General features: G+C 66.0%; 21 protein-coding genes and 5 tRNA genes. 21 read left to right on the forward strand and 5 right to left on the reverse strand.

Annotated features, from left to right (window positions below; translation table 11 throughout):
- Positions 1 to 88: 88 nt before the first annotated feature.
- The 4 genes from ppk2 to hemA are packed head-to-tail and all read right to left on the reverse strand — an operon-like array spanning position 89 to position 4973.
- A complete protein-coding gene (gene ppk2, locus ACSYS9_RS03805; protein ID WP_049462703.1) occupies positions 89 to 871 on the reverse strand; it encodes a polyphosphate kinase 2 in 783 nt (260 codons plus the stop codon).
- A 46-nt stretch (positions 872 to 917) separates the two neighbouring features.
- Positions 918 to 2624 carry an O-linked N-acetylglucosamine transferase, SPINDLY family protein gene (locus ACSYS9_RS03810; RefSeq protein ID WP_049462695.1) on the reverse strand — a complete coding sequence of 569 codons (1707 nt, stop codon included), beginning with the start codon at positions 2622 to 2624 and terminating at the stop codon, positions 918 to 920.
- A 5-nt stretch (positions 2625 to 2629) separates the two neighbouring features.
- Positions 2630 to 3712, reverse strand: coding sequence for a peptide chain release factor 1 (gene prfA / locus ACSYS9_RS03815; protein WP_049462696.1), 1083 nt, complete (start codon positions 3710 to 3712; stop codon positions 2630 to 2632).
- Positions 3690 to 4973 carry a glutamyl-tRNA reductase gene (hemA, locus tag ACSYS9_RS03820; protein WP_010481752.1) on the reverse strand — a complete coding sequence of 428 codons (1284 nt, stop codon included), beginning with the start codon at positions 4971 to 4973 and terminating at the stop codon, positions 3690 to 3692. The genes prfA and hemA overlap by 23 nt, the downstream gene beginning before the upstream one ends.
- Before the next feature lie 63 nt (positions 4974 to 5036).
- On the opposite strand from hemA, the gene ACSYS9_RS03825 reads away from it, so the two are divergent.
- From ACSYS9_RS03825 to ychF, 8 genes are all read left to right on the forward strand, one after another.
- Entirely contained in the window at positions 5037 to 6722 is a 1686-nt protein-coding gene (locus ACSYS9_RS03825) for a tetratricopeptide repeat protein (protein WP_177179528.1), read from the forward strand.
- On the forward strand, positions 6719 to 7378 hold the full coding sequence (gene lolB / locus ACSYS9_RS03830) for a lipoprotein insertase outer membrane protein LolB (protein ID WP_049462698.1): 660 nt from the start codon (positions 6719 to 6721) through the stop codon (positions 7376 to 7378). The genes ACSYS9_RS03825 and lolB overlap by 4 nt, the downstream gene beginning before the upstream one ends.
- Entirely contained in the window at positions 7375 to 8244 is an 870-nt protein-coding gene (gene ispE / locus ACSYS9_RS03835; protein ID WP_049462699.1) for a 4-(cytidine 5'-diphospho)-2-C-methyl-D-erythritol kinase, read from the forward strand. Before lolB ends, ispE begins: the two co-directional genes overlap by 4 nt.
- Before the next feature lie 11 nt (positions 8245 to 8255).
- A tRNA-Gln gene (locus ACSYS9_RS03840) sits at positions 8256 to 8332 on the forward strand.
- A gap of 140 nt (positions 8333 to 8472) precedes the next feature.
- Positions 8473 to 9432: a ribose-phosphate diphosphokinase gene (locus ACSYS9_RS03845; protein ID WP_005415400.1), complete on the forward strand. Its 960-nt coding sequence runs from the start codon at positions 8473 to 8475 to the stop codon at positions 9430 to 9432.
- A 109-nt stretch (positions 9433 to 9541) separates the two neighbouring features.
- Positions 9542 to 10159 carry a 50S ribosomal protein L25/general stress protein Ctc gene (locus ACSYS9_RS03850; RefSeq protein WP_005415401.1) on the forward strand — a complete coding sequence of 206 codons (618 nt, stop codon included), beginning with the start codon at positions 9542 to 9544 and terminating at the stop codon, positions 10157 to 10159.
- A gap of 48 nt (positions 10160 to 10207) precedes the next feature.
- Positions 10208 to 10786 (forward strand): aminoacyl-tRNA hydrolase, encoded by a 579-nt coding sequence (gene pth, locus ACSYS9_RS03855; protein ID WP_014036086.1) that lies wholly within the window; start codon positions 10208 to 10210, stop codon positions 10784 to 10786.
- A 117-nt stretch (positions 10787 to 10903) separates the two neighbouring features.
- The gene (ychF, locus tag ACSYS9_RS03860) at positions 10904 to 11995 is read left to right on the forward strand and encodes a redox-regulated ATPase YchF (protein WP_071229186.1); all 1092 of its coding nucleotides are present in this window, start codon (positions 10904 to 10906) and stop codon (positions 11993 to 11995) included.
- A 604-nt stretch (positions 11996 to 12599) separates the two neighbouring features.
- Here ychF and ACSYS9_RS03865 read toward each other — a convergent pair.
- Positions 12600 to 15338, reverse strand: a complete 2739-nt coding sequence (locus ACSYS9_RS03865; protein WP_071229185.1) for a TonB-dependent receptor plug domain-containing protein — start codon at positions 15336 to 15338, stop codon at positions 12600 to 12602.
- A gap of 170 nt (positions 15339 to 15508) precedes the next feature.
- Here ACSYS9_RS03865 and ACSYS9_RS03870 point away from each other — a divergent pair, with 170 nt between their 5' ends.
- The 13 genes from ACSYS9_RS03870 (at position 15509) to rplL (ending at position 23314) form a co-directional block, all read left to right on the forward strand.
- Positions 15509 to 16528, forward strand: a complete 1020-nt coding sequence (locus ACSYS9_RS03870) for a cyanophycinase (RefSeq protein WP_071229187.1) — start codon at positions 15509 to 15511, stop codon at positions 16526 to 16528.
- Between the two features lie 105 nt (positions 16529 to 16633).
- On the forward strand, positions 16634 to 17650 hold the full coding sequence (locus tag ACSYS9_RS03875; protein ID WP_071229184.1) for an isoaspartyl peptidase/L-asparaginase family protein: 1017 nt from the start codon (positions 16634 to 16636) through the stop codon (positions 17648 to 17650).
- A 137-nt stretch (positions 17651 to 17787) separates the two neighbouring features.
- Positions 17788 to 17873, forward strand: a tRNA-Tyr gene (locus ACSYS9_RS03880).
- A 24-nt stretch (positions 17874 to 17897) separates the two neighbouring features.
- Positions 17898 to 17971: transfer RNA gene (locus ACSYS9_RS03885), tRNA-Gly, on the forward strand.
- A 49-nt stretch (positions 17972 to 18020) separates the two neighbouring features.
- Positions 18021 to 18096: transfer RNA gene (locus tag ACSYS9_RS03890), tRNA-Thr, on the forward strand.
- 41 nt (positions 18097 to 18137) lie between these two features.
- Positions 18138 to 19328 (forward strand): elongation factor Tu, encoded by a 1191-nt coding sequence (gene tuf / locus ACSYS9_RS03895; RefSeq protein WP_049416993.1) that lies wholly within the window; start codon positions 18138 to 18140, stop codon positions 19326 to 19328.
- A gap of 103 nt (positions 19329 to 19431) precedes the next feature.
- Positions 19432 to 19507: transfer RNA gene (locus ACSYS9_RS03900), tRNA-Trp, on the forward strand.
- A gap of 49 nt (positions 19508 to 19556) precedes the next feature.
- Entirely contained in the window at positions 19557 to 19970 is a 414-nt protein-coding gene (secE, locus tag ACSYS9_RS03905; RefSeq protein ID WP_049462865.1) for a preprotein translocase subunit SecE, read from the forward strand.
- 10 nt (positions 19971 to 19980) lie between these two features.
- A complete protein-coding gene (nusG, locus tag ACSYS9_RS03910) occupies positions 19981 to 20541 on the forward strand; it encodes a transcription termination/antitermination protein NusG (protein ID WP_004154362.1) in 561 nt (186 codons plus the stop codon).
- Positions 20542 to 20827: 286 nt separating this feature from the next.
- The gene (rplK, locus tag ACSYS9_RS03915; RefSeq protein ID WP_004145248.1) at positions 20828 to 21256 is read left to right on the forward strand and encodes a 50S ribosomal protein L11; all 429 of its coding nucleotides are present in this window, start codon (positions 20828 to 20830) and stop codon (positions 21254 to 21256) included.
- A gap of 4 nt (positions 21257 to 21260) precedes the next feature.
- A complete protein-coding gene (rplA, locus tag ACSYS9_RS03920) occupies positions 21261 to 21959 on the forward strand; it encodes a 50S ribosomal protein L1 (RefSeq protein WP_004154350.1) in 699 nt (232 codons plus the stop codon).
- Positions 21960 to 22345: 386 nt separating this feature from the next.
- Positions 22346 to 22882: a 50S ribosomal protein L10 gene (gene rplJ / locus ACSYS9_RS03925; protein WP_010480377.1), complete on the forward strand. Its 537-nt coding sequence runs from the start codon at positions 22346 to 22348 to the stop codon at positions 22880 to 22882.
- A 63-nt stretch (positions 22883 to 22945) separates the two neighbouring features.
- A complete protein-coding gene (gene rplL, locus ACSYS9_RS03930; protein ID WP_010480374.1) occupies positions 22946 to 23314 on the forward strand; it encodes a 50S ribosomal protein L7/L12 in 369 nt (122 codons plus the stop codon).
- Positions 23315 to 23462 lie beyond the last annotated feature (148 nt).

Here is a 23462-nt window from a genome sequence, read left to right on the forward strand (position 1 = left end):
CACCACCCCAGCCAACAAGCAAAACTCCCAGAGCCGGCTGTTGTCGTTGCCTCTGCAGGTGCAGGGCCGCAGGCCCTGCCGACCCACCCTAATCCTCGACCGGGAAGTCCTCGATCGGCTTCAGCACATCATAGTGCTCGCGATGCAGCTTGCCCTTCAGCTTCGGCAGCTCCGGCAACGGTGCATCCACCCGCGTGTCCGGCAACCGGTCCAGCAGGTTGCGCACCAGCGTCAGCCGACCCAACCGCTGGTCGTTGAAATCCACCAGCGTCCACGGCGCCGCCTCGCGATGCGTCGCGCGCAGCATCGCCTCGCGGGCCTCGGTGTAGGCGCTGTACTTGCTGCGGGATTTCAGGTCCACCGGGGAGAGCTTCCAGCCCTTCAGCGGATCGAGGTGGCGCTCGGCGAAGCGTTTTTCCTGCTGTTCCTGATCCACGCACAGCCAGTACTTGAACAGCAGGATGCCGTCGTCCACCAGCAGTTGCTCGAATACCGGCGCCTGATGCAGGAACTGCTGGTACTCGGTTTCGCTGCAGTAGCCCATCACCCGCTCCACGCCGGCACGGTTGTACCAGCTGCGGTCCATCAGCACGATCTCGCCGGCGGCCGGAAGATGCGAGGCATAGCGCTGGAAATACCACTGGGTGGCTTCGCGGTCGGTGGGCCTGGGCAGTGCCACCACCCGGCATTGACGCGGGTTGAGGTGCTGGCTGATGGCCTGGATCGCGCCGCCTTTGCCTGCGGTATCACGGCCTTCGAACAGCACCAGCAGGCGTTGCCCGCTGTGCTGCACCCAGCGCGCCATCGCGGTCAGTTCCAGCTGCAGCGGCAGCAGCAGTTCGTCGTAGTCCTTGCGCTTGAGCTTGGCCATCATCACACCACGCGGGGAGGGAGCCCGAGCGTAGCGCAGGGATCGCTCAGGCGATGTCGAGGCCCTGCCAGCCATGCTCGCCGGCCAGTCGCTGCAGCAGCGCCGACAGGTCGCGGGCGAAGCTGGCCATGTCGAACAATCCACTGCGCTCGCGTGCCTGCGCCAGCTCGGCGTGCAACGCTGCCAGTGCTGCCGGGTCGTTGCCCAGCGCGCTGGCGGTGGCGATGAATGCCGCATCGTCGGCGACATTCATCCGTGCCAGCCCCAGATGGTGATTGAGGCTGCCGGCCACGCGCGCGGCGAAGGTGTCGCCGGGGCAGGTCAGCACCGGGCAGCCGGCCCATAGTGCGTCGGACGCGGTGGTGTGCGCGTTGTACGGATGCGTGTCGAGGAACAGGTCGGCCAGCGGATAGCGAGCCAGGTACTGCGGATGTGGCAGCTTGGCCATGAACACCAGGCGTGCCGGATCCAGGCCAGCGGCCTGTGCGGCGCTGCGCAGGCGCGCGTCGGCCTGGCCGGGACCGGACAGCAGCCACAGCACGCTGCCGGGCACCGCCTGCAGCACCGCGAAGGCGCGGCCCATGCTGCGTGGATTGAGCTTGTAGCTGTTGTTGAAGCAGCAGAACACCACGCCCTGTTCGGGCAGGCCGCACTCGGCCCGGGACGGTGCCAGTTCCAGCAAGCGGGTGTTGTCCGAGGGCTGGAACGCACGCGGCAGGCGCAGTACGCGCTCGCTGTAGTGGGGTTCCAGTGACGGCGGCAGAACGAAGCTGTCGCCGATCACCGCATCCATCCACGGCGCACCGGACGTGCCGGGATAGGCCAGCCAGTTCAACTGCAGCGGGGCAGGGCGCATCGCCAGCACTTCCGGCGTACCGCCGCCGCCCCAGCCGCGCAGGTCGAACAGCAGGTCGATGCCCTGTGCGCGGATGCGTGCAGCAGTGTCTGCATGGCGCAGCGCGGCCACATCATGCAGCTGCGTGGCCACCTGCAGGCGCTGGCGGATGCGGCTGCCGTCATCGTGGTTCAACGCGAACAGGTGCAGCTGCAACGCCGGGTCATGACGCAACTGCTCGAACAGGGCCACGGTCAACAATCCGGTGGGATGGGCGCCGAAACCATTGGAAAGGAAGCCGACCCGCAGCGGGCCCTGGGAACGCACCTTCACTGGCGGCAACGGCCGCACAGAAGCGGCAACGGCGGATGCACGGGCACGCGCGCAGGCCAACTGCTCGGCTGCGCTGGCATCTTCGCTGAGGAACGCGAACGGTTCGACCACGCCCTGCCCAGAGGCAAGTGCACCACGTACCTGTGCCGCCAGCACGTCCACGTCCTGCCAGTCGCACAGGCGACGCTGCCAGGCCAGGCGCTGGGCGGCGATATAGGGTTCGCCCGGCATCAGTGCATGCGCACGGCGATAGGCTGCCGCCGCGCCTTCGGCATCATCGGCATCTTCCAGCGCATGGCCCAGCCACAGGGCAATGCCCGGGTGCTGCGGGGCCAACGCCGAGGCCTGGCCGAGCAGTTTCGCCGCATCGGCATGCGCGCCGGCCATCCAGGCCACGCGGCCCAGCCGCGCCAGCGCTTCAGGGTGGTTCGGGCGCAGCTGCAGTGCACGGCGCGCGGCCTGCTCGCCGGCGGCTATGTCGCCGGCTTCCAGTTCCAGGTCCGCCAGCATCACCCAGGCGACGAAGTCGCCCGGCTGGCGTGCAATCGCCTGTTGCAGGTGCTGCCGCTGCTGCCAGGCCGACATGCGACTCAGCCCGCCGACAACTGGGCCAGGGCGTCGACCTGGTGCTCGTGGCTGAGCCGCTGCAGCAGCGGGTCGAGGTCGCCGGCCAGCACGTTGGGCAGGTCGTACAGGGTCAGGCCTTCCACGCGGTGGTCGGTGATCCGGCCCTGCGGGAAGTTGTAGGTGCGGATGCGTTGGCTGCGGTCACCGCTGCCCACCTGCAGGCGCCGCGACTCGGCCTGCGCCGCGTCCTGGCGCTGGCGCTCGGCATCGAGCAGCTGTGCCTTCAGGCGCTTCATCGCCTTGTCGCGGTTGGCGTGCTGGCTGCGCTCGGTCTGGCATTCCACCACCACGCCGGTCGGCACGTGGGTGATGCGGATGGCCGATTCGGTCTTGTTGACGTGCTGGCCGCCGGCACCGGACGAACGAAACGTATCCACCTTCAGGTCGGCCGGGTTGATGACGATGTCATCAACCTCATCGGCCTCGGGAATGATCGCCACGGTGGCCGCCGAGGTATGGATGCGGCCCTGCGATTCGGTGGCCGGCACGCGCTGCACGCGGTGCGTGCCCGATTCGAACTTCAGGCGCGAGAACGCGCCACGCCCGACCACGCGCGCCACCACTTCCTTGAAGCCGCCATGCTCGCCCGGGCTGTCCGATTCGATCTCGACCTTCCAGCCCTGGCGCTCGGCGTAGCGGGCGTACATGCGGAACAGGTCGCCAGCAAAGATCGCGGCCTCGTCGCCGCCGGTACCGGCGCGCACTTCCAGGAACAGGTTGCCTTCGTCACGCGGGTCGCGCGGCACCAGCAGCAGCGCCAGCTCCTGCTCCAGTTCCTGCAGGCGCGCCTGTGCAGCAGCGATTTCCTCATCGGCCAGCTCGCGCAGGTCCGGGTCGGCGCGCATGCCTTCGGCGGCGGCCAGATCGGCCTTGGCACGGGCTTCATCGGCCAGGGCGATGGCGATCGGTTCAAGTTGGGCGAATTCGCGCGAAAGGTCGCGGAAACGAGTGTTGTCGGCGACCACATCGGGTTCGGCGAGCAGGCGTTCCAGTTCTTCGCGGCGCTCGGCCAGCGCTTCCAGCTTACGGCGCAGGGTCGGCGTCATCGGGTCTCACGGGTGGGTGGCGGTAACCCGGCGTGGCCGGGAACAGGCGCTCGGCGGCGCGGGTCAGGTCGGCATCGCCACTCAGCGCGGCCGCACGCAGGGCGGCGGTCGGCGGATGCAGCAGGCGGTTGGTCAGGCCGTGGGCAAGCAGCTCCAGCACTTCGTCGGCCGGCTTGCCGTTGGCCAGTTGCTGGCGTGCGCGCTCCAGCAGCTCGGCACGGGTGGCTTCGCCGAACGCGCGCAGCTGTCGCAGCGGCGCCTGGTGGGCACTGGCCTGCTGGGTCTCGACGAAGCGCGACACCTGAAGGTCGATGATCGCTTCGGCCTCGGCGGCCGCTTCGCGGCGACCACGGCGGTTGTCTTCCACCGCGCGTTCGAGATCGTCCACGGTGTAGAGGAAGGCGTCGTTGAGCGTGCCGACCTCGGCCTCGATGTCGCGCGGTACGGCCAGGTCGAACAGCAGCATCGGCTTGTGCCGGCGCGCGCGCAGGGCCTTGGCCACCATTTCGCGATGGATCACCGGTTCGCGCGCAGCGGTGGCCGAGAACACCACGTCGGCCTCACCCAGGTGGCGGTCCAGTTCGGTCAGCGGCAGCGCCACGCCACCATGTCGGCTGGCCAGTTCCTGCGCGTGGGCGAGGGTGCGGTTGGCGATCAGCAGCCGGCGTACCTTGCCTTCGCTCAGGTGCCGTGCAGCCAGTTCGATGGTCTCGCCGGCACCGACCAGCAGTACGGTGGAATCGTCCAGCCGCGCGAACGCGTTCTGCGCCAGGCGCACCGCAGCCGACGCCACCGATACCGGGTTGGCGCCGACCTGGGTATCGGTGCGCGCACGCTTGGCCACCGAGAAGGTCTGCTGGAACAGGCGGTCCAGGCGTTGGCCGAGCAGGCCATGGTCGCGCGCGGTCGACCAGGCATCCTTCACCTGGCCGAGGATCTGCGGTTCACCCAGCACCATCGAGTCCAGCCCGGTGGCGACCCGGAACAGGTGGCGCACGGCCTCGGCGTCAGCGTGCTGGTACAGGTAGCCCTGCAGGTCGCCGGCCTGGGTGTGCAGCCACTGGTCCAGCGCCTGTGCCGAATCGGCCACGGCGTACAGCTCGGTGCGGTTGCAGGTGGACAGCAGCACCGCCTCGGCGATCTGCGGAGTATCGCGCAGCGAACCGAGCGCGCGCGGCAACGCCTCACCGGCGAAGGCCGCGCGCTCGCGCAGCTCCACCGGTGCGGTCTGGTGATTCAGTCCGAGCACCCACAGGGTCATTGTTCAGTTGCTTGCGATAAGCTGCTGGCCATTGGACGACATTTTAAGGCCCCGATGCCGACGATGCCCGCATTGATTCGCATCCCCAGTGTTCTGCTGCTGTCCCTGGCCTGCAGCCAGGCCCTGGCGGCGGTGCCGGCCAAGGCCCCCGTGCGGGCTGCGGCCACTGAGGAACTGGCGCTGGAACCGGTGATGGCCGGTGAGTTCGCCCTGCAGGCCGGCAAGCTGGCCGAGGCCGCGCGCTGGTACCTGCAGGCGGCCCAGCAGACCGACGGCGACGCCGGCCTGGCCGAGCGCGCGACCCGCATTTCCATGCTCGCCAACGATGATGCCAGCGCCGCCAAGGGCCTGGCCCTGTGGCAGCAGCGCGCCCCGCGTTCGTTGACCATGCGCAGTGCGGCCGGTGCACTGGCCATGCGCCAGGGCGATGTGAAGGCGGCCCGCACCGAACTGCAGGGCCTGCTGGCCGACCCCGACGAGCGCGGCTGGAAGTTCGCCCTGGCCGCACTGATCGGTGGCGGCCGTGATCCGGCGGTGCCCGCGCAGGTGCTGGGTGAGCTGGTCGACGCCAATGCCATTCCGCCGAAGATCGAAGCCTGGCAGGAGTTTGGCCGCCTTGCCCTGCGCATGGAAAAGCCCGAGCTGGCCCGGCGCATGATCGATGAAGTGGTCAAGCGCTTCCCGGAAGAGCCACGTGTGGCGCTGCTGCGTGCCAGCCAGCTGCAACAGGCGGGCGAGACCGGCAAGGCGTTGTCGCTGCTGCACGATGTGGAGCCGAAGACCCGCCAGGACCCGGAGCTGCGCAATGCGGTGGCCATTGCCTATGACAGTCTCGGCCAGCCGTCCGCCGCCGAGCGCGTGCTGGCGTTCGGCCCGCAGGACGTGCAGACCTGGGGCATGCGCGCCTCGCTGCTGGCCAAGCAGGGCGACAAGGCCGCGCTTTCCAATCTCTACAACGAACTGTCGCGGCAGGCGGCCAAGCCGGACCCGGCGCAGCGCCTGCTGCTGGGCAAGATCGCCGAGTACCTGAAGCGTTATCCCGAGGCGGTGCAGTGGTACCACAGCGTGCCCGGTGGCGATGAGCTGAGCGAAGCGCGCCTGCGCGCAGCCAATGCCCAGGCCCTGGCCGGGCGCCTGCCGCTGGCGCTGGAAGAAGTGCATGCGATCCAGTCCGATGCTGTGGTCGACGACGATGTGCGCCGCGACGCCTACCTGCTGGAAGCCGAACTGCGCCAGCGCGCCGACGACAGCGCCGGTGAACTGGATGCGCTGGCCCGCGGCCTGGCCGCTTACCCGGATGACAACGGCCTGCTGTACGCCCGTGCGCTCACCTGGGAACGCCGCGACGACATCCCGCGCGCCGAGGCGGATCTGCGCAAGATCCTGGTGACCGAGCCGGAGAACGTGCCGGCTTTGAACGCGCTGGGTTACACCCTGGCCGATCGCACCGGCCGCCTGCAGGAAGCACTGGAGCTGATCGACCGCGCCCGCGTGGCCGAACCGGACAACGCCGCCATCGTCGACAGCTACGGCTGGGTGCTGTATCGCCTGGGCCGCAAGGAAGAGGCACTGGTGCAGCTGCGCCGGGCCTGGACCCTGGCCAAGGACCCGGAGATCGCTTCGCACGTTGGCGAAGTGCTATGGGTGCTGGGCAAGCACGATGAGGCCCGTCATTTCTTCGAGGAAGCGGCCAGGCTCGACCCTGAAAACCGCGCGCTGCTGCGCGCCCGCGAGAAATTCAATCCATGAGTGTTTCCCTGATCCGGCCGCTGCTGTTGGCGGCCGCGACCCTGGCGGTCAGCGCCTGCACCAGCGTGGGCACGCAGAAGATCCCGGCGCCGGCGGTGGTCGAGATCGTTTCGGCCGAAGCGGCGCAGGCCGAGGCCGCACGCGTGGCCGCGCTGCAGGCACAGCCGGACTGGGCCTTCCAGGGCCGGGTCGCGGTCAGCAAGGGCAAGGACGGTGGCAGCGGTCGCATCGACTGGAAGCAGGAAGGGCGCCGTTATGTGGTCGAGCTGAGCGCGCCGGTGACCCGGCAGAGCTGGAAGCTGACCGGCGATACCCATTCCGAAGCTGGCCGCCTGGAAGGGCTGGCCGGCGGTCCGCGCGATGGCGAGGACGCCCAGCAGCTGCTGCTGGAGGCGACCGGCTGGGACATTCCGGTCAACCAGCTGCCGGAGTGGATCCGTGGCCTGGTGGTCGGCGACGCCGCTGGCCCGGAAAAGGTCGAGCGCGACGGTGAAGGCCGGCCGCGTCGCATGCAGCAGATGGGCTGGCAGGTGCAGTACCTGGACTGGTACCCGGCCGAGGCCGGGCACCAGGCGTTGCCGCGCCGGATCGAAGCCAGCAATGGCGACGCCAAGGTACGCCTGCTGGTGGACCAGTGGGGGCAGGGCGCGCCATGAGCGGGGCAGTCGACGACGCGGGCTGGTCCTGGTGGCCGGCCCCGGCCAAGCTGAACCTGTTCCTGCACATCACCGGCCGCCGCGCCGACGGTTATCACGAGCTGCAGACCGTGTTCCGGCTGCTGGACTGGGGCGACCGCATCGGCCTGCGCCTGCGTGAAGACGGCCAGGTGCGCCGGCAGGGCGAGGGGCTGGCTGGCGTGGCCGAGGCCGATGATCTGGCGGTGCGTGCCGCGCGATTGCTCAAAGAAGTGGCAAATGTCGCGCAAGGTGCTGACATCGTCGTTGAAAAGCATGTATCTGCCGGTGGTGGCTTCGGCGGCGGTTCGTCCGATGCCGCCACCGTGCTGGTGGTGCTGAACCGCCTGTGGCGGGCCGGTCTGGACGAGGACGCGCTTGCCGCGCTGGGCCTGCGCCTGGGGGCGGACGTGCCGGTGTTCGTGCGCGGGCGCAATGCCTGGGCCGAAGGGGTGGGCGAGCGCCTGCAGCCGATCGCGCTGGAACCGGCCTGGTATGTGGTGGTTGAACCGGGCGTTCATGTTCCCACCCCGGCCCTGTTCGCAGACCCGGATTTGACGCGCGACAGCCCAGTGGCGAAAATAGAGGACTTCGCTTCCGGAACCCTGGTCGGGAACGCGTTCGAACCGGTGCTGCGCCGCCGTGAGCCTGCCGTCGAGGCAGCGTTCGCCGCGTTGAGCGATATCGGCACGGCGCGGCTGACCGGTTCGGGAAGTGGTTGTTTCGTCGAGTTCGCATCGCAGTCTGCCGCAGAGCAGGGACGGTCGAAGTTGCCGAAGGAGTTGCGGGCAAGGGTGGCAGCGGGCGTTGCGCGTTCGCCACTGCTGGATGCACTCGAGCAACACTGATTTATCAATGCAGGGGCGTCGCCAAGAGGCCCAAGGCACCAGGTTTTGATCCTGGCATTCGTAGGTTCGAATCCTACCGCCCCTGCCAATAGCGGCTGTGTCCGCGCCTTCCAGCGCATCGCCCGCGCGGGACGTGGAAACAACCGCGGTGTTGTCAGCAGCAAGGGTCCATCGGGGTCCTTGCCGACTCCGGATCCCCGCCACTCGTCCCCGCCCGAGACAATCATGATGCAAGAGTCCCCGAACCTGCTGGTCTTTTCCGGCAACGCCAACAAACGTCTGGCGCAGAACATCTGCAAGGAACTGGGGGTTCGCCCGGGCAAGGCGCTGGTCTCGCACTTCTCCGATGGTGAAGTGCAGGTGGAGATCGAAGAGAACGTCCGCAAGCAGGACGTGTTCGTGATCCAGCCGACCTGCGCGCCGAGCGCGGAAAACCTGATGGAACTGCTGGTGCTGATCGACGCGCTCAAGCGCGCATCGGTGGCCAGCGTGACCGCCGTGGTGCCGTACTTCGGTTACTCGCGGCAGGATCGCCGCATGCGTTCCTCGCGCGTGCCGATCACCGCCAAGCTGGCGGCGAAGATGTTCAGCACCGCTGGCGCTGATCGCGTGCTGACCGTCGACCTGCACGCCGACCAGATCCAGGGCTTCTTCGATATTCCGGTGGACAACGTGTATGCGTCCCCGCTGCTGCTGGCCGACATCTGGCGTGCCTACGGCACCGAGAACCTGATTGTTGTCTCGCCGGACGTGGGCGGCGTGGTCCGCGCCCGTGCGGTGGCCAAGCGCCTGGATGACGCCGACCTGGCGATCATCGACAAGCGCCGCCCGCGCGCCAACGTCTCCACCGTGATGAACATCATCGGTGACGTCGAAGGCAAGACCTGCGTGATGGTCGATGACATCGTCGACACCGCCGGCACCCTGTGCGCCGCTGCTGCTGCCCTGAAGGCGCGCGGTGCGCTCAAGGTCGCCGCCTACTGCACCCACGCGGTGCTGTCGGGCCCGGCGGTGGACAACATCACCAATTCCCAGCTCGACGAGCTGGTGGTGACCGACACCATCCCGCTGAAGGACGCGGCGCGGGTGTGCAGCAAGATCCGCCAGCTGAGCGTGGCGGAAATGCTGGCCGAAACGATGCGCCGCATCGCCTTCGGCGAGTCGGTCAGCTCGCTGTACGTCGACTGAGTTCTTCGCCCCTGCCGGCAACGGCGGGGGCATACCCGGATGCTTCTGGTCGCGGAAGCATCTTCAACCGCCACGCCGCAGGGCGCGGCAACAACCTGAGTAGTCGAAAATGTCGAAGACCCATGAAATCAAGGTCACCAAGCGTGAACTGCAGCGTAAGGGTGCGAGCCGCCGCCTGCGTCACGCCGGTGTGATCCCGGCCATCGTGTACGGCGGCAACGCCGAGCCGGTCGCCATCAGCCTGGACCACAACGAAATCTGGCTGGCCCAGCAGAACGAGTGGTTCTATGCCTCGATCCTGGACCTGAACCTGGATGGCCAGGTGCAGAAGGTCCTGCTGCGTGACATGCAGCGCCACCCGTACAAGCAGCTGATCATGCACTTGGACTTCCAGCGCGTGAACGAGAACGAAGCCCTGACCGCTTCGGTCCCGCTGCACTTTGTCAACGAAGACACCTCGCCGGCCGGCAAGGCTGCCGACGTCGTGGTCACCCACGAACTGAAGGAAGTGACCATCACCTGCCTGCCGAAGGACCTGCCGGAGTCGATCGAAGTCGACCTGGGCGAGCTGAAGGCCGGTGACGTGGTGTACCTGTCCGACATCAAGCTGCCGAAGGGCGTGGAAATCCCGGCCCTGGCGCTGGGCAAGGACCACGACGACGCCATCGTCACCGCCAAGGCCGGCAAGGCCGACGCGGCTGACGAAGAAGCGGCTGCCGCCGAGTAATACCGCTACGGTGCCTGCCTCCGGGCAGGCACCGTATTGGAAGGAACCATGGCAGGACTGCGACTGATCGTCGGTCTGGGCAACCCCGGATCGGAACACGCCCGGACCCGGCACAATGCCGGGTTTCATTTCGTTGAGGCCCTGGCGGAAAAAGCCGGTGCACGATGGAATGTGGACAGCAAGCTGTTCGGTGAGACCGCCAAGGTCGAGATCGCCGGGCAGACGGTGTGGCTGCTCAAGCCCGCCACCTTCATGAACCTCAGCGGCAAGTCGGTCACCGCCGCACAGCGGTTCTGGAAGATCGAGCCGGAAGAAACCCTGCTGGCCCACGACGAACTGGACCTGGCGCCCGGCGTGGCGCGGCTGAAGTTCGACGGTGGCCACGGTGGCCAGAACGGCCTGCGCGACACCATCCGCCTGCTCGGCCACGGCAAGTTCCATCGCCTGCGCGTGGGTATCGGCCATCCTGGCCACAAGGACCGCGTGGTGGGTTGGGTGCTGGGACGCCCTTCCAAGGATGATGATGTACTGATTTCGCGCGCCATCGACGATGCCATCGACGTGCTGCCGCTGGCAGTGCAGGGCGACTTCAGCGAAGCGATGAAGCGGCTTCATACCCCGAAATAGCCCGCTTTCGGTAGGTGCCAACCTTGGTTGGCACACAATGATCGACACCGAGATGGATTGGCCAAGCAGCGCGCGCGCTGTTTCACCAATCACTTTCACCCCAGAGAGCTGTCACCCATGGGTATCAAATGCGGCATCGTCGGCCTGCCCAACGTCGGCAAGTCGACCCTGTTCAATGCGCTGACCAAGGCGGGTATCGCCGCGGCGAACTTCCCGTTCTGCACCATCGAACCGAACGTCGGCATCGTGCCGGTGCCGGACCCGCGCCTGAACGAGCTGGCGGGCATCATCAACCCGCAGAAGGTCATCCCGACTGCGGTCGAGTTCGTCGACATCGCCGGCCTGGTGGCCGGTGCTGCCAGCGGTGAAGGCCTGGGCAACAAGTTCCTGGCGCACATCCGCGAAGTCGACGCGATCACCCACGTGGTGCGCTGCTTCGAGCACGGCGACATCGTGCACGTGGCCGGCAAGGTCGATCCGATCTCGGACATCGAAACCATCGACACCGAGCTGGCGCTGGCTGACCTGGACAGTGTCGAGAAGGCGCTGAACCGTGCCGAGCGTGCGGCCAAGGGCGGCGACAAGGACGCAGCGGCGCGCAAGCCGGTGCTGGCCAAGCTGCAGGCTGCGCTGTCCGACGGCAAGGCCGGTCGCTCGGCGGGCCTGGACGAGGAAGAGAAGGCGCTGGTGCGCGATCTGTTCCTGCTGACCCTGAAGCCGTTGATGTACATCGCCAACGTGCTGGAAGACGGTTTCGACAACAACCCGCACCTGGAAGCCGTGCGTGCGCATGCCGCCGCCGAAGGCGCGCAGGTGGTGCCGGTGTCGGCCGCGATCGAAGAAGAGCTGTCCCAGCTCGATGACGAAGACCGCGATACCTTCCTGGCCGACCTGGGCCTGAGCGAGCCGGGCCTGAACCGCGTGATCAACGCGGCCTACAGCCTGCTCGGCCTGCAGACCTACTTCACCGCCGGCGTGAAGGAAGTCCGCGCGTGGACCGTGCGCAAGGGCGCCACCGCCCCGCAGGCCGCCGCGGTCATCCACACCGACTTCGAGAAGGGCTTCATCCGCGCCGAAACCATCGCGTATGACGACTTCATCAAGTACAAGGGCGAAGCCGGCGCCAAGGAAGCCGGTCGCCTGCGCCTGGAGGGCAAGGAATACCGCGTGCAGGAAGGCGACGTGCTGCACTTCCGCTTCAACGTCTGATCCAGCGGCATCGGATCGACCCAGGACGCCCCGCCTTGTGCGGGGCGTTCGCGTTTCCGGCGTCGGTTGCATGCGTGGACAAAAATTGATCATGCTCTGAAGCGCCTGCGGCACAGGGCTCGCAAGTACTTGTCCACACCAAACCCCCACCGCTTTCCACGCACGGTGTGGAAAACCCTGCGTATCGCTGCAGGGCCGAGCCCATGCTCGGCTGATGCCAGCCGGAGCCGAGCATGGGGGCGGTTCTACAGGGATTGCCCGGGCAGTGTGGATAAATTTTCGCCATGCTTCGAAACGCTTGCGTGGCAACACTCCCACTTACTTGTCCACACCTAGTTCCCATCGCTTTCCACGGCGCATGTGGAAAACCCGGATTCTGTCTGGACAAAAAATTGCCACCCTTCGAAACCATTGCAATGCGTGGCTCGCAGGGACTTGTCCACACCAAACCCCCACCGCTTTCCACGTGCGGTGTGGAAAACCCAGGGCGAGTGCGCGGCAACGAATGCCCACCAAGGTGGGCATCTACCGGGTGCGGTGTGCATGAACAACAAGGCCCGCCAATGGCGGGCCTTGTCGTCCACGTTCTGCAATGCGGCGTGCCTTACAGCGCGCTGCCACCGAACTTGTGGGTGTACTGCAGGTTGATGGTGCGGCCGACGCTGTCGAACCAGGACACGTCGTAGTACGGATACGCGGTGTACGTGGCGTCCTTCGGCGGCATCTTGTTGAACACGTTGACCACCGACAGCGACAGGCGCGAGTGGTCGTCGAAGCGGTACTGCAGCGACGCGTTGTGGCGGTAGGTTGCCTTGATGTACGGGCTGTCACCGCTGTCCCACTTGAATACCTGGTCGTAGCTGTCCGAGGTCGGCAGCTTGCCCAGGCGCGAACCATAGACCGTGGCCGACCACGCGTCCTTCTCCCAGGTCACGCTCAGGCTGGTCTTGGTACGCGGGATGTCGAAGTTGCTGTTGACCGCGAACTGGTCCTGGATCGGATCACCGGGGTAGCGCTGGAAATCGTGCTTCTTCACCCAGGTGTGGGTGCCGTTGAGGATGAAGTCGCCGATGCCGGTCTGCAGGCGGTAGCGCAGGCCAATGTCGATGCCGGAGGTCGATTCGCGGGCGACGTTGATCGGGGCGACACGCACGCCGTACAGGCGGCCATCACTGGTGCGGGTGATGCGGTCGAGCGCGTCCACGCAGGTCGGCGAGTTGATGTCGGCACTGCCGAGGCGGCAGTTCGCTTCGCTGGCCAGGATCGTGCGCACGTCCATGTCCTGCACCTGCTTGCGCATGTCGATGTCGAACCAGTCCACCGACAGGTCCAGGCCGATCGCCGGCGACCAGACGAAGCCGGCACTCCACGAGGTGCTGGTTTCCGGGTCGAGCTGGCGGTTGCCGGTGCGGCTGCGGATCAGGTTGTGCTCGTAGTCGGAACAGTCGGCGGCATCGTCGACGCGGCAGCTGTACAGGTCCACTGCGCTGGTCTCGTCGTTGCCCGGGCCGGCGAACACGTAGTGGAGGTCCGGCGCACGGAACGCGGTGCCGTACGAACCACGCACCAGCAGGGTGTCGATCGGGCGCCATTCCAGGCCACCGCTCCAGGTCGCCTTGCCGATGGTGTGGCCGGAATAGCGGTACTGGTCGTAGCGGCCGGCCACGCTCAGGTTGACCGTCTCGTGCAGCGGCATGCGCAGCTCCGCAGCGGTCGCCCAGCGGTTGCGCGAGCCCTTGCCGTCCGAATCCTTCCAGCTGTAGTAGTAGTACTGGGTCGCCAGCGGATCGGGATTGAGCGAGTACGCCTGCTGGCCCACTTCCACGGTCGCGGCGAAGCCGGCATCACCGCCCGGCAGGCCGAACAGCGCGGAATTGGTCAGCGTGAACGCAGCCGTCTCGGTGCGCGACTTCGGGGTGTAGGTGGTGCGCGCCGCGATCGAATCGTACTCGGCGCGGGTCAGCGGCCGGTACAGGCGCGACGGGTCGGCGTTGTAGATCGGGAAGCCGTCGTCGTCCACGCCCAGCTGTGGGCCCAGGAACAGGTCATTGGCTTTGGCGGCGATGATCTGTGCCCAGCTGATCCGCGACTGGTACTGCGAATGGCTCAGGGCCGCTTCGTAGTCCCAGTTGCCGGCCAGGTTGCCCTTGAAGCCGGTGGTCACGCTGAAGGTCTTCTGCGTGCTGCGCACCATTGCATTGCGCAGGCCACCCATCTCCTCGGGCGAGAACTGGCGCTGCCAGAACTCGATCTCGCCGGTGGCCTGGTTGTTGAAATAGCCCGACTCATCGCCGTTGGCGTCCATGCGGCCCCACTTGGTGACGTCGCGCATCAGCGACATCGTGTGGTAGCCCAGCTGCACATCGGCGAACCACTGCTGGCCGTTGTCGAAGTCGTAGCTCAGCGAGGCGTAGCCATTGGCGCCGCGGCGCTTGCTGAGGATGGTGCCGTAGCCGATCGAACTGTCGCTGCCGCAGTAGTAACCGTAGCGCGGGCGGTAGGCGCGGTAGGTGCTGCCCTGGTTCTGCCCGGCCAGCGCTTCGCAGGTGGCCGCGCCCGGATCCAGGTAGTCGTCGTTGTAGTCCGTGCGCAGGTAAGCGCGGCGTGCGATGCGTGAGCCCTCGGTGGGGCCGTCCTGGGTCGAATCCTGGATATCGCGCTCGTACGCCCACAGCGGGGTCTGCGACTGCAGTTCAACGCTGTACACGGCGTTGAAGTTGCCACGGCTGAAGCCACTGGCCAGGCTCATGTCGAACGACTCGCCACCGCCTTCGCTGGTGGTGCCCATGCGCATGTCGACGGTGGTGCCGTCGGCCTTCTTCTTCAGGATGAAGTTGACCACGCCGGCGATCGCGTCCGAACCGTAGATGGCCGAGGCACTGCCGGTCAGCACTTCGATGCGCTCGATCATGCCCAGCGGGATGTTGGAGACGTCGGTGAAGTTGCTGCGGCCCTTGAACGGCATCGGGAAGTCGGCGATGCGGCGGCCATTGACCAGCACCAGCGTGTGGTTCGGGCCCAGCCCGCGCAGGTCCACCTGCTGGGCGCCCGGCGAGAAGTCGGCGCCGCTGGACGACTGCTGGCTCTGCGTCTCACCGCCGTTCTGGGTCATCGAGCGCAGCACGTCGGGCACGCTGGTGAAGCCGCTGGAGCGGATCTGCTCGGCGCTGATCACCGTGATCGGGGCGGGGCCTTCCACCTGGGCGCGCGGAATGCGCGAACCGGTGACCTGCACCGCATCCAGTTGTTGAACCGAAGAGGAGGCCGGTGCCTGGGCCGCCGCGGAAGCAGCCACGCCCATCAACGCCAGCTGGATCGACCACGCCATCGCCTTTCTACGCATGAGGAATTCTCGGAAATGAAGCCGGCCCGCAGAGGAGGGGCCCTGTCCCCCATTCAGATTTCCGGAATGGGCGCGCGCATTTAACGCCTTTTTCATGCCCTTGACTACTGGGTCCCTATCTGGCAAAGAGTGAAAACGCTTGCAAGTCGATTTTGTTCAGGGAGATCAAGATGCGACGCCTCCATTGCACCCTGCGTGCCCCCTTCGCCTGGCTGGCGCTGCTGGTGTTGGACGTGCCGTTGGCCGCCCTTGCGCAGGACCTGCAGGGCCCGGGCTTCGCCTACTACGAAGCCGGGGATCTCGACGCACCCCGGCCCGGCCCGCGCGCGCCGGCCATGATGCTGATGGGCGGTGGCGAATGGGTGCCGGAGGCCTTTCACTGGTGGCTGAAGCAGGCCGGCAACGGCCGCGTGCTGATCCTGCGCGCTTCTGGCAGTGATGAACTGCAGGACCGCCTGTATCGCGAGATTGGCGGGACCACCGCAGTGCAGACGCTGGTCTTCGACAGCCGCCGCGGCGCCGACGATCCGGCCGTGCTGCGCGTGGTGGCTGCGGCCGATGCCATCTTCATTGCCGGTGGTGACCAGTCGCGCTACATCCGCTTCTGGAAGGGCACCGCGCTCAACCGCGCGCTCAATGCCCATGTGCGCGCCGGCAAGCCGATTGCCGGTACCAGCGCCGGGCTGGCCATCCTCGGTGGCTACGCCTACGGCGCGATGGACGGCGGCAGCATCACCTCCGCCGGTGCGCTGGCCGACCCGATGGGCAGTGCGGTGACCATGGACAGTGGCTTCCTGCAGATGCCCTACCTGCAGCGCGTGGTCACCGACACCCACTTCGACAAGCGCGATCGGCTCGGCCGCCTGATCGTGTTCGTGGCGCGCGCCGCGCAGGACAGTGGCGACCCCGACATCGTCGGCATCGGCGTCGACGAGGACACCGCCCTGTGCGTGGAGCCCGATGGCCAGGCGCAGGTCTACAGCGCCGACGGCGAAGGCAAGGTCTGGGTGGTCAGCCCCGGCCGCGATGCCGACCGTCTGGTCGAGGGCGAGCCGCTGCGCTTCCACGCGGTACCGGTAACGGTGGTCGCCAGCGGCAGCCGCATGCGCCTGGATGACTTCCAGGCCGACGCCGACTACCAGGCCGTGGCCGACGTCAGCGACGGCGAGATTGAGTTCACGCTTCGGTAGTGCCGGCCGCTGGCCGGCAACTCGCCTTCCCTGATGCGCCCCTTGCCGGCCAGCGGCCGGCACTACCCCGCAATCCATTCCCTCGTTCTGCTGGAGACGTACCCGATGAAACTGCGCCTGGCGCTGTCCGCACTGTTGTCCCTGCCCATGCTTCCCCAGGCCGCACCGGCGGCTTCACCGCTGCTGGTCATCCACGGCGGCGCCGGCGTCGAGCGCAAGGACCTGTCGCCGGCCGAGGAAAAGGCCGCACGTGACGCGCTGCGGGCGGCCCTGTTGAAGGGGCATGCGGAGCTGGCGGCGGGTCGCCCCGCGTTGGCTGCAGTCACCGCTGCGATCACCGTCCTGGAGGACGATCCCACCTTCAACGCCGGCAAGGGCGCGGTGTTCACCCATGACGGCCACAACGAGCTGGATGCCGCAGTGATGGACGGGGCCACCCAGGCTGCAGGCGCGGTGGCCGGCGTGCAGCGGGTGCGCAACCCGATCCTGCTGGCGCAGACCGTGATGCAGAAATCCAGGCACGTGATGATGGTGGGGCAGGGCGCCGAAGCCTTCGCGGTCGAGCAGGGGATGTCTTTGGTCGATCCCTCCTACTTCCGTACGGAGAAGCGTTGGCAGCAGCTGCAGCGTGCACTCAAAGAAGAGGCCAGTGGCCAGGCGCATGCCGACCTGGAGACTGCAAAGCACTTCGGGACCGTCGGTGCGGTCGCATTGGATGCGCAGGGGCACCTGGCCGCCGGTACCTCCACTGGTGGCATGACCAACAAGCGCTATGGCCGGGTGGGTGACTCGCCGATCATCGGTGCAGGCACCTGGGCCGATGCGCGCTGTGCGGTGTCCGGCACCGGCTGGGGCGAGTACTACATCCGCACCGCGGCCGCGCACGAGATCTGCGCACGCATGCGCTACCAGGGGCAGACGCCGGAACAGGCCGGCAAGGGCGTGATCAACGAGACGATTCCGCAGATGGGGGGTGACGGCGGTGCGATCGTGCTCGCTGCAGACGGAAAAATGGCCACGCCATTCAACACCCAGGGCATGTATCGGGGCTGGATCGGCGGCGACGGCGTCCCTCATGTCGCAATTTTCGCCAACGAGACCCTGCCGGTTCCCGGGCAATAACCTTGCGTATCAATGGGTTTGCGACAGCGTGTGAAAAAAATGGAAAAAAGCGTTGACAGCCCCCCGTCCCATCAGCAGAATAAGCGGCTCACCACCACACACCGCAACGCTTCGGCGGCAACGGAATGGGGTGGTAAGGAGGGATACCCAAGCGGCCAACGGGGGCAGACTGTAAATCTGCTGGCTTACGCCTTCGGTGGTTCGAATCCACCTCCCTCCACCAGTTTCACGTTGTGACATTCCCGGCGCGGGAGTAGTTCAATGGTAGAACCTCAGCCTTCCAAGCTGATGGTGCGGGTTCGATTCCCGTCTCCCGCTCCATTGAATGAACTTTGAATATTATCGAGTTCATGTCATAATGCAAAACTCGGCTCACGTAGCTCAGTCGGTAGAGCACTTCCTTGGTAAGGAAGAGGTCGAAGGTTCGATTCCTTTCGTGAGCACCATCTTAAGCATCACCTCTCAGACGAATTCGAGATAAGCAGCCATGGCCAAGGGTAAGTTCGAGCGCACCAAGCCGCACGTCAACGTCGGCACCATCGGTCACGTCGACCACGGCAAGACCACGCTGACCGCCGCACTGACCAAGATCGGTGCCGAGCGCTTCGGTGGCGAGTTCAAGGACTACTCCTCGATCGACGCCGCGCCGGAAGAAAAGGCGCGTGGCATCACGATCTCGACCGCGCACGTCGAATACGAATCCCCGATCCGTCACTACGCCCACGTTGACTGCCCGGGCCACGCTGACTACGTCAAGAACATGATCACCGGTGCCGCCCAGATGGACGGCGCGATCCTGGTGTGCTCGGCCGCTGACGGCCCGATGCCGCAGACCCGTGAGCACATCCTGCTGTCGCGCCAGGTCGGCGTGCCGTACATCGTCGTGTTCCTGAACAAGGCCGACATGGTGGACGACGCCGAGCTGCTCGAGCTGGTCGAGATGGAAGTGCGCGAGCTGCTGAGCAAGTACGAGTTCCCGGGCGACGACACCCCGATCATCGCCGGTTCGGCCCGTCTGGCGCTGGAAGGCGACCAGAGCGACATCGGCGTGCCGGCCATCCTGAAGCTGGTCGACGCGCTGGACAGCTGGATTCCGGAGCCGGAGCGCGCGATCGACAAGCCGTTCCTGATGCCGGTGGAGGACGTGTTCTCGATCTCGGGCCGCGGCACCGTGGTGACCGGTCGTATCGAGCGCGGCGTGATCAAGGTTGGCGACGAAATCGAAATCGTCGGCATCCGTCCGGTGCAGAAGACCACCGTGACCGGCGTTGAAATGTTCCGCAAGCTGCTGGACCAGGGTCAGGCAGGCGACAACGCTGGCCTGCTGCTGCGCGGCACCAAGCGTGACGACGTCGAGCGTGGCCAGGTGCTGGCCAAGCCGGGCACGATCAAGCCGCACACCAAGTTCGAAGGCGAAGTGTACGTCCTGTCGAAGGACGAGGGCGGCCGCCACACCCCGTTCTTCAACGGCTACCGTCCGCAGTTCTACTTCCGCACCACCGACATCACCGGCGCCGCCAAGCTGCCGGAAGGCGTCGAAATGGTGATGCCGGGTGACAACGTCAAGATGGAAGTCACCCTGATCAACCCGGTGGCCATGGACGAAGGTCTGCGCTTCGCCATCCGCGAAGGCGGCCGTACCGTCGGCGCCGGCGTGGTCTCGAAGATCATCGAGTAAGCCTGCAGTACCGGTGGTTGCATAGCGCCGCCGGTTACGCGAATGGCGGGCCGGGAACCTCGGTCCGCCTTCGCCGTCTAAGGGAAGGCAAGTTTCAATACGTACGCCAGTAGCTCAATTGGCAGAGCAGCGGTCTCCAAAACCGCAGGTTGGGGGTTCGAGTCCCTCCTGGCGTGCCATCTGCCCACCTTATCCAGCGGCCTGGGCCGCTAAAGCAGACACAGTCGGATGAATAGCAAGATCGAACACTCCAAGGACAGCTCCGCCAACGGCGGGGATATCGTCAAGTACGTCGCCGCATCGCTGCTGGTGCTGGCCGGTCTGTTCGTCTGGTTCTGGTTCTCCGCCGACTCCGGTCGCGCCACCCAGCTGGGTGCGTGGGCGGGTCAGCTGCGTGCGTTGGCGGTCGTGGTCGGTCTGGTTGGCGGTATCGGCGTGTTCATGCTGACCGGCAAGGGGCGCGACACCCGCGAATTCCTCTCCGAGTCGCGCTTCGAACTGCGCAAGGTGGTCTGGCCGACGCGCCAGGAAGCCATCCGCATGACCTGGGTCGTGATGGTGGTGGTGACCATTCTCAGTCTGTTGCTGGGTGGGTTCGATTACGTCATTCAGTGGCTGGTTCAGTTGTTCCTGAGCCGCTAAGGAGAATTGCATGAAGCGTTGGTACGTCGTTCACGCCTATTCGGGCTTCGAGAAGTCGGTGGCGCAGGCTCTGCGCGATCGCATCGTCCGTGACGGCATGGAAGAGCGCTTCGGCGATGTCCTGGTCCCGACCGAAGAAGTGGTCGAGATGCGCGCTGGCCAGAAGCGCCGCTCCGAGCGCAAGTTCTTCCCGGGTTACGTGCTGGTCCAGATCGAGACCCACGAAGAAGCCGGTATTCCGCGCATCGACAACGAAAGCTGGCACCTGGTCAAGGAAACCCCGCGCGTGATGGGCTTCATCGGCGGCACCGCCGACCGTCCGCTGCCGATCGCCGATTCCGAGGCTGAGGCCATCCTGAATCGCGTTCAGGAAGGTGTCGAGAAGCCGCGTCCGAAGGTGCTGTTCGAGCCGGGCCAGATGGTCCGCGTTACCGACGGCCCGTTCAACGATTTCAATGGCGTCGTCGAAGAAGTCAACTACGAGAAGAGCCGTCTGCGCGTCTCGGTGCTGATCTTCGGTCGTGCCACTCCGGTCGAACTCGAGTTCGGCCAGGTCGAAAAGGCCGTCTGACCTGCCCGTAGAGTCGAGCTTGCTCGACTTTGCTGATCAGTCGAGCAAGCTTGACTCTAGGGAACCAGGAGCCGGGCCTTGCCCGGTTTCGTCCGTTTATGTGCCGCTTCAGGCATGTGAAGAAAAAACCTGATATAGTGCGCGGCTCCCCGCTGGGAAGCCAGCAGGACGAGGCCGCCGCAAGGTGGCCTTCAGCATGATTTCAAAACGCGATGCCGGGACGCGTGATTCCCGGTCCGATGGGGAGCCTGTTGTCGAAAGGCGCTAGCACCCGGAGAGTACTCACATGGCAAAGAAAGTTGTCGGTTACATCAAGCTGCAGGTGAAGGCCGGTCAGGCCAACCCCTCGCCGCCGGTCGGTCCTGCGCTGGGTCAGCGCGGTCTGAACATCATGGAATTCTGCAAGGCGTTCAACGCTGCCACGCAGAAGCTCGAGCCGGGTCTGCCGGTTCCGGTGATCATCACGGCCTACTCGGACCGTACGTTCACCTTCATCACCAAGAGCACCCCGGCCACCACCCTGCTGAAGAAGGCCGCTGGCATCTCGTCGGGCTCCAAGCGCCCGAACACCGAGAAGGTCGGCAAGGTCACCCGTAAGCAGCTGGAAGAGATCGCCAAGGCGAAGGAACCGGATCTGACTGCCGCCGACCTGGACGCCGCCGTGCGTACCATCGCTGGCTCTGCCCGTTCCATGGGCCTCGTGGTGGAGGGTTAATAAGATGGCACAGACCAAGCGTGAGAAGGCCATCAAGGCCGCCGTCGTTCCGGGCAAGGCATACGCCTTCGAGGACGCGATCAACATCCTGAAGAGCGCCACCAAGGCCAAGTTCGTCGAGTCGATCGACGTCGCTGTGCGCCTGGGCGTCGATGCGAAGAAGTCCGACCAGCAGGTCCGTGGCTCCACCGTGCTGCCGGCCGGTACCGGCAAGTCGGTCCGCGTCGCCGTGTTCGCTCCGGCCGGTGCCAAGGCTGACGAAGCCCTGGCCGCTGGCGCCGAAGCCGTCGGTATGGATGATCTGGCCGAGAAGATGCAGGCCGGCGATCTGAACTACGACGTCGTCATCGCGACCCCGGACGCCATGCGCGTCGTCGGTAAGCTGGGCACCGTGCTGGGCCCGCGCGGCCTGATGCCGAACCCGAAGGTCGGCACCGTTTCCCCGAACCCGGGTGAAGCCGTGAAGAACGCCAAGTCGGGTCAGGTCCGTTACCGCACCGACAAGGCCGGCATCATCCACTGCACCATCGGCAAGGCCGACTTCGCCGAAGACGCGCTGAAGTCGAACCTGACCGCGCTGCTGCTGGACCTGATCAAGGCCAAGCCGGCCACCTCGAAGGGCACCTACCTGCAGAAGGTTTCGGTCAGCTCGACGATGGGCCCGGGCGTCACCGTCGACCAGTCGTCGCTGACCCTGAAGTAATTGTTTCAAGCGGTCACGGTACCTTCGGTGCCGTGACCGTGACATTTGAAGGCATCGCTGGCCGTACATCGCCCGCGGTAGCCGTCAAAGACCGCAGGCGCGGTCCTGGCAATACCGGCGACGGGCACGGAAGCTCGATCTGGCAAGGAGTCGCCGCCGGAGCAGTCATGAGCGCTTAATCGATTCCCCGGAATCACCCTGCGTAGATGGTGCCCTTCTGGAGTTTTTCTGGTTCACGCACGTCTGGGTTTCCCAGGTTGGCCCACTCCAGGTCTAGAACGGCCCACCCCCGGAACATCATCCCGATGTTCCCGGCGTCCAGGACGGATGCCGCACAGGACCGCACACGGCAGGAGCCGTAAGCGGAGTTCAATAGGAGGAGTGCAATGGCTCTCAATCTGTCCCAGAAGCAAGAAGTAGTCGCCGAGCTGGCAGACGTCGCCGCCAAGGCCCACTCCTTGATCGCAGCCGAATACGCTGGCACCACGGTCGCCCAGATGACCGCGATGCGCAAGCAGGCTCGTGAAACCGGTGTTTTCTTGAAGGTTGTCAAGAACACCCTGGCTTCGCGCGCCGTTGAAGGCACCGAGTTCGCAGTCGCCCAGGACCAGATGGTTGGTCCGCTGCTGTACGCGTTCTCGCTCGAGGAGCCCGGCGCTGCCGGTCGCCTGATCAAGGAAGCCGCCAAGGGCAACGACAAGCTGAAGGCTAAGGTCGTCGCCATCGGTGGTGAAGTGTTCCCGGCAAGCCACGTCGAAGTGCTGGCCTCGCTGCCGACCCGCGACCAGGCCCTGGCCATGCTGGCCCGCGTCCTGACCGAGCCGGTCACGATGTTTGCCCGCGCCATCAAGGCCGTTGGCGAGAAGCAGGGTGGTGGCGACGTCGCCGCCGACGCTGCCGAGCCGGCCGCCGAGACCGCCTGAGTTTCGACTTACCGTGGTTCCTGACGGAACCTCAACCCAGAAAATCATCCAAAGGTATTAATCATGTCCCTTACCAACGAACAGATCGTCGACGCCATCGCCGAGAAGTCCCTGATGGAAGTGATGGAGCTGGTCAAGGCCATCGAAGAGAAGTTCGGCGTCTCCGCCGCTGCTCCGGTTGCCGTGGCTGCTGCCGCTGGCCCGGCCGCTGCTGTTGAAGAGCAGACCGAGTTCACCGTCACCCTGAAGTCGGCCGGCGACAAGAAGGTCGAAGTCATCAAGGCCGTCCGCGCCATCACCGGCCTGGGCCTGAAGGAAGCGAAGGACCTGGCCGAAGCCGGTGGCGTCCTGAAGGAAGGCGCTTCGAAGGACGACGCCGAGAAGATGAAGAAGGACCTGGAAGCTGCTGGCGCGACTGTCGAAGTCAAGTAAGCAGTTACCTTGCATCGTCACCGATTCACGGCGATGCAGCCAAGGCTGGGGGCGTAAGCCCCCGGCCTTTGGTCGTTGTTGCAGTACCGGTAGGGTCGACTGTTGGTCGACTGTTTCAAAAGCAGAAAAAGCCCAACACGGGCTGCGG

Origin of the sequence: Stenotrophomonas sp. STK17_22, from assembly GCF_051983905.1 — a bacterium.
GTDB lineage: Bacteria > Pseudomonadota > Gammaproteobacteria > Xanthomonadales > Xanthomonadaceae > Stenotrophomonas > Stenotrophomonas maltophilia_A.